Source organism: Brevundimonas sp. CURTG3B2_SDJG (assembly GCF_057364705.1).
This window is the reverse complement of record NZ_JBNFOJ010000154.1, coordinates 1-7,310: the sequence shown is the minus strand read 5'-3', so window position 1 is coordinate 7,310 and position 7,310 is coordinate 1. Positions and strand designations below refer to the sequence as shown.

Genomic DNA, 7,310 nt, shown 5'->3' with positions numbered 1-7,310 from the left:
GGCGCTGATGCTATATGTGGCCGCCGAGGCCGCGGTCTATGTCTGGGCGCCCACCTATCTCGCGGGCTACGAGGGCGACTGGGTCTGGTTCGCAGTCTACGCCGTGTCGATCTTCTTCGTCCTGCGCGCCGCCGGCCGGTTCGTGGGCGCCGCGCTGCTCTCCCGCCTCCCCTGGCAGGCGGTGCTGGCGATCTGCAGCGCCGGCATGTTCGCCTGTTTCGCGATCGCGGTCCTGGGCGACCGCGGCGCCGCCGCCCTGGCCCTCCCCGCCTCGGGTCTGTTCATGTCGGTCCTCTATCCGACGATCAACTCCAAGGGCATCAGCTGCTTCGACAAGAGCCGCCACGGCCAGATCGCCGGCCTGCTGCTGTTCTTCACCTGCGTCAGCGCGGTGCTCGCCCCCTTGGCCATGGGCCTGCTGGGCGACGCCTTCGATGACCCGAAATACAGTCTCTACTTCGCCGCGATGTGCGCGCTCGCCCTAACGCTCCTGGCGCTCTGGAACGCGACGTTCGATCCGACGCACGCGCGCCTCAGGCAAAGAGACGAAGAGGATTACGCTGCGCCCGAGAACCGCGCGCGGCCAGGCTAAGATCGTTGCCCGGCAACTCCTGCGCGCCAGGAGCGAACATTCCCCCTCGGCCGGGAAGCAGGCCTATTCCCCGGCTGAGAGAGACTGTTCACCTCGCCGGTGAACGCCTCTGCGAACTGAAACATGAAGGCGTGGCCCGAGTCGCCGCCCCTCACTCCCACTCGATCGTTCCGGGAGGCTTCGACGTCACGTCGTAGACCACCCGATTCACGCCCCTGACCTCGTTGATGATGCGGGTGGCGGTCCGGCCCAGGACGTCCCAGGGGAACGGGAAGAAGTCCGCCGTCATGCCGTCGGTCGAGGTCACGGCGCGGAGCGCCAGCACCTTCTCGTAGGTCCGGGCGTCGCCCATCACGCCCACCGTCTTGACCGGCAGAAGCACGGCGAACGCCTGCCAGATGTCGTCGTAGAGGCCGGCCTTGCGGATCTCCTCCAGATAGATCGCGTCGGCGTCCTGAAGCGTCGCGACCGCGTCCGGCGTGATCTCGCCGGGAATGCGAATGGCCAGGCCCGGCCCCGGGAACGGATGGCGGCCGACGAAGGCGTCGGTCAGGCCCAGCTCGCGGCCCAGGGCCCGGACCTCGTCCTTGAACAGTTCGCGCAGGGGTTCGACCAGCTTCAGCTTCATGTAGTCCGGCAGACCGCCGACGTTGTGGTGGCTTTTGATCACGGCCGACGGGCCGCCCGAGGCCGAGACGCTCTCGATCACGTCGGGATAGAGGGTGCCCTGGGCCAGGAACTCGGCGCCGTCGATCTTGGCAGCCTCGCGGTCGAAGATCTCGATGAACACCCGGCCGATGGTCTTGCGCTTGGTCTCCGGGTCCGAGACGCCAGCCAGCTCGCCCAGAAATTCCTTAGACGCATCAACGTGCACTAGCGGGATATTGTAGTGATCCCGGAACAGGGTCGTGACCTGTTTGGCCTCGTCCTTGCGCAGCAGGCCGGTGTCCACGAACACGCAGGTCAGCTGGTCGCCGATCGCCTCGTGGATCAGCACCGCGGCGACCGAGGAATCCACCCCGCCCGACAGGCCGCAGATCACCTTGGCCTTGCCGACCTGCTCACGGATTTGGGCGATCTTCTCGTCGCGGTAGGCGGCCATGGTCCAGTCGCCCTTCAGCCCGGCGACGCCGAACAGGAAGTTGCGGTAGATCTCGGCCCCGCGCGGGGTGTGATGGACCTCGGGGTGGAACTGCACCGCGTAGATCCTGCGGGCCTCATCGGCGATGGCGGCGAACGGCGCGCCGACCGAGGTGGCGATCACCTTGAAGCCCTCGGGAATGGCGACGACGCGGTCGCCGTGGCTCATCCACACCGTCTCCTCGTGGCCCGCCCCGCCGATGCCGGCGAACAGCGGGCTGTCGCCCTGCAGCGTGATCTCGGCGCGGCCGAACTCGCCGTCGTGTCCGCCCTCCACCTTGCCGCCCAGCACGTCGCACAGCAGCTGCTGGCCGTAGCAGACGGCCAGCATCGGCCGGCCCAGGTCGAACAGCTTCCTGCCGATGCGGGGGCTGTCCGCCTCCAGCACGCTGGCGGGGCCGCCCGACAGGATGATGGCTTGCGGATCGAACGCGTCGACCATGGCCTCGACCTTGCTGAACGGATGGATCTCGCAATAGACGCCCGCCTCGCGCAGGCGGCGCGCGATCAGCTGGGTCACCTGGCTGCCGAAGTCGACGATCAGGACCTTCTGGTGGACGTCGCCGAGGTGTTCGGGGGGCATGATCATGGCGTGAGCGATTCCGGGGAGGGCTTGGAATGGGCGGGGTCTTGGCCGCCCGAGACCTCAAGATCAAGGACGGCGATTTCAAGGGCGGCGAGACCGTCGGCCTCCAGCACGGCGATCAGCCGGTCCAGGGCGTCGGCCAGGGCCGCGTCGACCTGGTGCAGGGTGGAGGTCCAGTCCTCCAGCCCCTTCAGCTCCGCCCGTCCGTCCGACACCCCGCGCAAGGCGATCAGAGGAACGCCGAAGGTCTGGCAGGCCCGCAGCAGGGCGAAGGTCTCCATGTCCACCATCTCGGCGTCGATGGCCGCATAGGCCGCGCCCGAGACCACGTTCCCGCCGGTGGACAGGGTCGCGGTCGGCACGCCGGGGATCGGGCACGGCAGCGGCAGGACGGCCGGCAGGTCCAAGAGGGGCGTCCGGCCCTTCTCGAACCCCAGCGCGCTGGCGTCCATGTCGCGATAGCCGACCGACGCCGCCTGATAGACCGCCGCATGCTCCAGCACCGGCGAACCGCACGAGCCCAGCGACAGGACCAGGTCGGGCAGGTCTCCCTGGGTCTCCAGCCGCGCCAGGGCGGCGGTCAGGGCGACCGCGCCCTCGACCGGACCGATGCCTGTCATCAGGGGCTGGATGCGGGCCTGCAGACAGGCGCCGTACTCCGCCGGGGCCGCCATGACGCAGAGGACCGATACGCCGCCGTATCGTTCCAGGCGCCAGGCGCCGCTCACGAAGCGCGCTCGTAGATCGCGACGAAGAAACCGTCGGTGTCGGTCGACGCCGGCGACAGCCTTAGGCGATGTCCGTCGGCCTTCTCGGCCAGCGCCGCCGCCCCCTCGGCCTTCAGTTCCGTGTCGGACAGGGACGACGCGATGGAACCCGGGGCGAACGCCGGATGCGCCGTCTCGAAGGCCTCGACCGAGGCTTCGTTCTCGCGGCTCAGCATCGAACAGGTGACATAGACCAGCCGCCCTCCCGGCTTCACCAGCTGAGAGGCTTGCGACAGGATGCGGACTTGCAGGGCGTGCAGCCGCTCGACCTCCTCGGCCGTCAGCCGCCAGGCGTCCTCGGGCCGTCGCCGCCAGGTCCCCGAACCGCTGCAGGGCGCGTCGACGAAGACCAGGTCGGCCTGGCCGTTCAGGTCTTCCGCGCCGCCGCCGTTCTGCCCCAGCAGGCGCAGGTCGGCGTCGACGCCGGCGCGCGCCAGGCGCGGGCGGATGTTGTCCAGCCGCTTCTGGACCACGTCGCAGGCGACCAGCCGGCCTTGCGCGTTCATCGCCTGGCCAAAGCCAGGGTCTTGCCGCCGCCGCCCGCGCAATAGTCGACCACCGTGATGCCCGGGACCGCGCCCGCCAGCCACGCCACGATCTGGCTGCCTTCGTCCTGAATCTCGACCCGGCCCGCCTTGAAGGCCTCCAGCGCCTGGACGTTGGGCGGCGGCTCGGACGGCAGGCGCAGGCCCCAGGCCGAGAAGGGCGTCGGCTCGGGCGACAGCTCGGCTTCGCGCAGTTCGCCGGCCACGGCCTCGACCTCGGCGGCTAGGCCGTTGACCCTGAGGTCGATCGGCGCGCGCGGCGCCATCAGTTCGCGCGCTTCCTCGCTCCAGCGGTCGCCGAAGGTCGCCTTGAAGTCCTCGACCACGAACTCCGGCAGGCCCGAGGCCACCCAGCCGGGCAGTTCGCCCTCTCCCGCCGTCAGGCGCGAGCGTTCCTGTTTCGACAGCGGGCGCGGGCCATAGCCGTCGCCCGAATGCAAGGCCTCGATCTCCTCCAGCGTCAGGCCGTCGATCAGGCTCAGCGAGCCGATCACCAAAGCCCGCCCGTCCTCGCGTCCGCCCATGGCCCAGGACAGGCGCCGCGGCGCGCAGCACCTTGTAGACCCGGTCGGCTATGGCGCGCCGGTCCTTGGAGCCGGCGTAGCGGTTCTGCTGGCCCCAGGCTTTCAGGACGGCCTCGGCCGGCTGACGCCCCTGGGCGATGGAGTCCAGGACGGAGGCGGCGGCGGCGAGACGGGCGGCTGGGGTCAACTCAGGTCTTTCAGACGAACAGGGCGGCGATCACCATCAGCAGCCCGGCCAGGCCGACCAGCCAGACCAGGGTGCGCAGATAGGGAACGCCGAAGGCGTAGAGCGGCACGTAGATCAGCCGCGCGAAGAAATAGAGGTGCGTTCCCCAGAAGGTCAGCGCCCCGAACCGGCCCTCGATGCTGGCCATCAGGACGGCGCCGATGAACAGCGGCAGGGTTTCGAACAGATTGGCCTGGGCCCGCATCAGGCGGCCGGCCAACTTGCCGGGCGGCGGGGTCTGCTCGTCCCGCGGCCCGGCGTTCCACTTGGGCCCTAGCTCGGCGGTGCGGAAGACGGCCGCCGCGCCGATCTGCACGACGGCCAGGATCAGGGTGAAAGCCAGGAGGATGAATTCAGGCGTCATATCCATGGCTTGCGCTCCCCTGCTCAGCCCTGCCGATAGTTCGGCGCCTCCCGGGTGATCATCACGTCGTGGACGTGGCTCTCACGCAGGCCCGCGCCGGTGATGCGGACGAACCGCGCCTTCTGCTGGAAGTCCGCGATGGTCGCCGCCCCGACATAGCCCATGGCCGCCCGCAGGCCGCCGACCATCTGGTGCAGCACCGGGGCGATCGGCCCCTTGTACGGCGTCTGGCCCTCGATGCCCTCGGGGACCAGCTTGCGCGTGTCCTCGACTTCCTTCTGGAAGTAGCGGTCGGCCGATCCGGCCCCCATGGCGCCGACCGAGCCCATGCCGCGGTACGACTTGTAGGACCGGCCCTGGTACAGGAAGACCTCGCCGGGGCTTTCGTCGGTGCCGGCGAACATCGAGCCCATCATGGCCACCGAGGCGCCGGCCGCGATGGCCTTGGCCATGTCGCCCGAATACTTGATGCCGCCGTCGGCGATGATCGGCGCGCCGCTTTCCTTGGCCGCCCGAACGGCTTCCATGATGGCGGTCAGCTGGGGCACGCCCACGCCCGCGACGATGCGGGTGGTGCAGATCGAGCCCGGGCCGATGCCGACCTTCACCGCGTCGGCGCCCGCATCGATCAGGGCGCGCGCGGCCTCATAGGTCGCCACATTGCCGGCGATGACCTGCAGGCGGTTCGATTCCCGCTTCACCCGCTCGACGGCGCGCGAAACCTGGATCGAATGGCCGTGAGCCGTATCGATCACCACCACGTCCACGCCGGCCTCCGCCAGCGCCATCGAGCGCTCGAAGCCGGCGTCGCCGACGGTCGAGGCGGCGCCGACCAGCAGGCGACCCTGCTCGTCCTTGGCGGCGTTCGGGAAGGCGTGGGCCTTCTCGATGTCCTTCATCGTGATCAGGCCGACGGCGCGATAGGCGTCGTCGACGACGATGACGCGTTCGATCTTGCGGGTGCGCAGAAGGTTCTGCGCCTCCTCCCGGCCCGCGCCCTCGCGGACCGTGACCAGATCGCCCGTGGTCATCAGCTCGGCGGCCTTGCGGTTGGGGTCGGTGTCGAACCGCATGTCGCGGTTGGTCAGGATGCCGACCAGCTCGCCCGACTTCGGATCGACCACCGGAAAGCCCGAGATCTTCTTGCGGGCCACGATCGCGCGGACCTCGCCCAGCGTGGTCTCCGGGTTGATGGTCACCGGGTTGATGACCATGCCGCTTTCGTAGCGCTTCACCTCGCGCACCTGCTCGGCCTGTTCCTCGACCGACAGGTTGCGGTGAAGCACCCCCAGGCCGCCGGCCTGGGCCATGGCGATCGCCAGCCGGCTTTCGGTGACCGTGTCCATCGCGGACGAGGTCACGGGGATGTTCAGCTTGATGTCGCGGGTGAGCTTCGTCGAGACGTCCGCGTCGGCGGGCATGATCTCGGACGGGCCGGGTTCCAGCAAAACATCGTCGAAGGTGAGCCCTTCGCGTATCTCCATGAGGAGTCTCCGTTTTGCGGGCCGCGTATAGCCGCGGAAGGCCAGGAACCGCAAGGCCCGGCGCGTGCTATGATGACGATAAGCAAAATTGCCTTGCGCAGCGGGGCGGTAGCCCCAATGTGGTGCGAATGGTTCGCATGTTGATCAGCACCGCCCGCCGACTCGCGCTCAAGATCGCGAGCTACGGGGTCATGCACCTGGTCGTGGCGATTCTGGTCGCCTGGGCGATCACCCGCGACTGGCGCCTGGCCCTGGCCGTCGGCCTGGTCGAGCCCTTCTTCCAGACCATCGCCTATTCGATCCACGACCGGATCTGGCACCGCATCGAGCGTCGCCGCATGCTGTCGGGGGTGGAAGAGGCGTCCGAGGCCTTCACCGCCCGCCTGGGGGTCATGACGCCCGAGGAGCAGACCCGCGCCCACGGCCATGGCGCCCATCCCGGCCACAGCCACGCCCTGCCCCGCTCGTTCAAACAGATCGCGCTCAAGACGGTCACTTACGGCCTGATGCATTTCACGGTCGCCGTGATGGTCGCCTTCGCACTGACGCAGAACATCCGCACGGCCCTGGCCATCGGTCTGATCGAGCCGCTGGTGCAGACGGTGTTCTTCACCGTCCACGACCGGATCTGGACGGCGATCGAGGCGCGCCGGGCCAAGCGCGCCGCCGAACTGGCCCAGGCCTGACGCCGCGTCCGCGATGCGCTAGCGTCGCGGCGAGATGCACGGCTTCGAGACGATCCTGATCGTGATGGCGGCGGCGGTTCTGCTGTCGCTGCTCGCCCAGCGGCTGAAGGCGCCCTTCCCGCCTTCGTGGCCTGGCCGGCCGCCGGCGCGCCTTCCTGCCGTTCGCGCCCCAGATCACGCTGGATCCCGCCCTGGTCCTGGCCCTGTTCGTCGCCCCCGTGCTGCTGGACGCCGCCTTCGACAGCTCGCCACGCGACCTGAAGCGCAACGCCGCGCCCATCGCCTTCCTGAGCTTGGTCGCCGTCGGGGTGACGGTGACGGCCGTCGCCTTCACGGCCAAGGCGCTGGTCCCCGCCCTGCCTTGGCCGGCGGCGGTGGCGCTGGGCGCCATCGTCG

The 7,310-nt window shown here is 69.3% G+C and carries 9 protein-coding genes; 3 read left to right on the top strand and 6 right to left on the bottom strand.

Features of this window, described 5'->3' with window-relative positions; all coding sequences use genetic code 11:
• Positions 1-592 (top strand): MFS transporter (locus tag AC2W7C_RS11330; RefSeq protein ID WP_486001532.1); only part of this gene is annotated, 592 nt, incomplete at its 5' end.
• A gap of 151 nt (positions 593-743) precedes the next feature.
• Here AC2W7C_RS11330 and guaA read toward each other — a convergent pair.
• From guaA to guaB, 6 genes are all read right to left on the bottom strand, one after another.
• Positions 744-2,315, bottom strand: a complete 1,572-nt coding sequence (gene guaA, locus AC2W7C_RS11325) for a glutamine-hydrolyzing GMP synthase (protein ID WP_486001534.1) — start codon at positions 2,313-2,315, stop codon at positions 744-746.
• 2 nt (positions 2,316-2,317) lie between these two features.
• Complete coding sequence (locus AC2W7C_RS11320; RefSeq protein WP_486001531.1) at positions 2,318-3,046, bottom strand: 5'-methylthioadenosine/S-adenosylhomocysteine nucleosidase; 729 nt, start codon at positions 3,044-3,046, stop codon at positions 2,318-2,320.
• Positions 3,043-3,591 carry an RsmB/NOP family class I SAM-dependent RNA methyltransferase gene (locus AC2W7C_RS11315; protein WP_486001530.1) on the bottom strand — a complete coding sequence of 183 codons (549 nt, stop codon included), beginning with the start codon at positions 3,589-3,591 and terminating at the stop codon, positions 3,043-3,045. Before AC2W7C_RS11315 ends, AC2W7C_RS11320 begins: the two co-directional genes overlap by 4 nt.
• Positions 3,588-4,124, bottom strand: coding sequence for a hypothetical protein (locus tag AC2W7C_RS11310; RefSeq protein WP_486001529.1), 537 nt, complete (start codon positions 4,122-4,124; stop codon positions 3,588-3,590). The genes AC2W7C_RS11315 and AC2W7C_RS11310 overlap by 4 nt, the downstream gene beginning before the upstream one ends.
• Before the next feature lie 227 nt (positions 4,125-4,351).
• Positions 4,352-4,750 (bottom strand): MAPEG family protein, encoded by a 399-nt coding sequence (locus AC2W7C_RS11305; RefSeq protein ID WP_486001528.1) that lies wholly within the window; start codon positions 4,748-4,750, stop codon positions 4,352-4,354.
• Positions 4,751-4,767: 17 nt separating this feature from the next.
• On the bottom strand, positions 4,768-6,228 hold the full coding sequence (guaB, locus tag AC2W7C_RS11300; RefSeq protein WP_486001527.1) for an IMP dehydrogenase: 1,461 nt from the start codon (positions 6,226-6,228) through the stop codon (positions 4,768-4,770).
• Between the two features lie 137 nt (positions 6,229-6,365).
• Here guaB and AC2W7C_RS11295 point away from each other — a divergent pair, with 137 nt between their 5' ends.
• On the top strand, positions 6,366-6,914 hold the full coding sequence (locus AC2W7C_RS11295) for a DUF2061 domain-containing protein (RefSeq protein ID WP_486001526.1): 549 nt from the start codon (positions 6,366-6,368) through the stop codon (positions 6,912-6,914).
• 131 nt (positions 6,915-7,045) lie between these two features.
• The coding region (locus tag AC2W7C_RS11290) for a cation:proton antiporter domain-containing protein (protein ID WP_486001533.1) at positions 7,046-7,310 on the top strand (265 nt) is incomplete at its 3' end.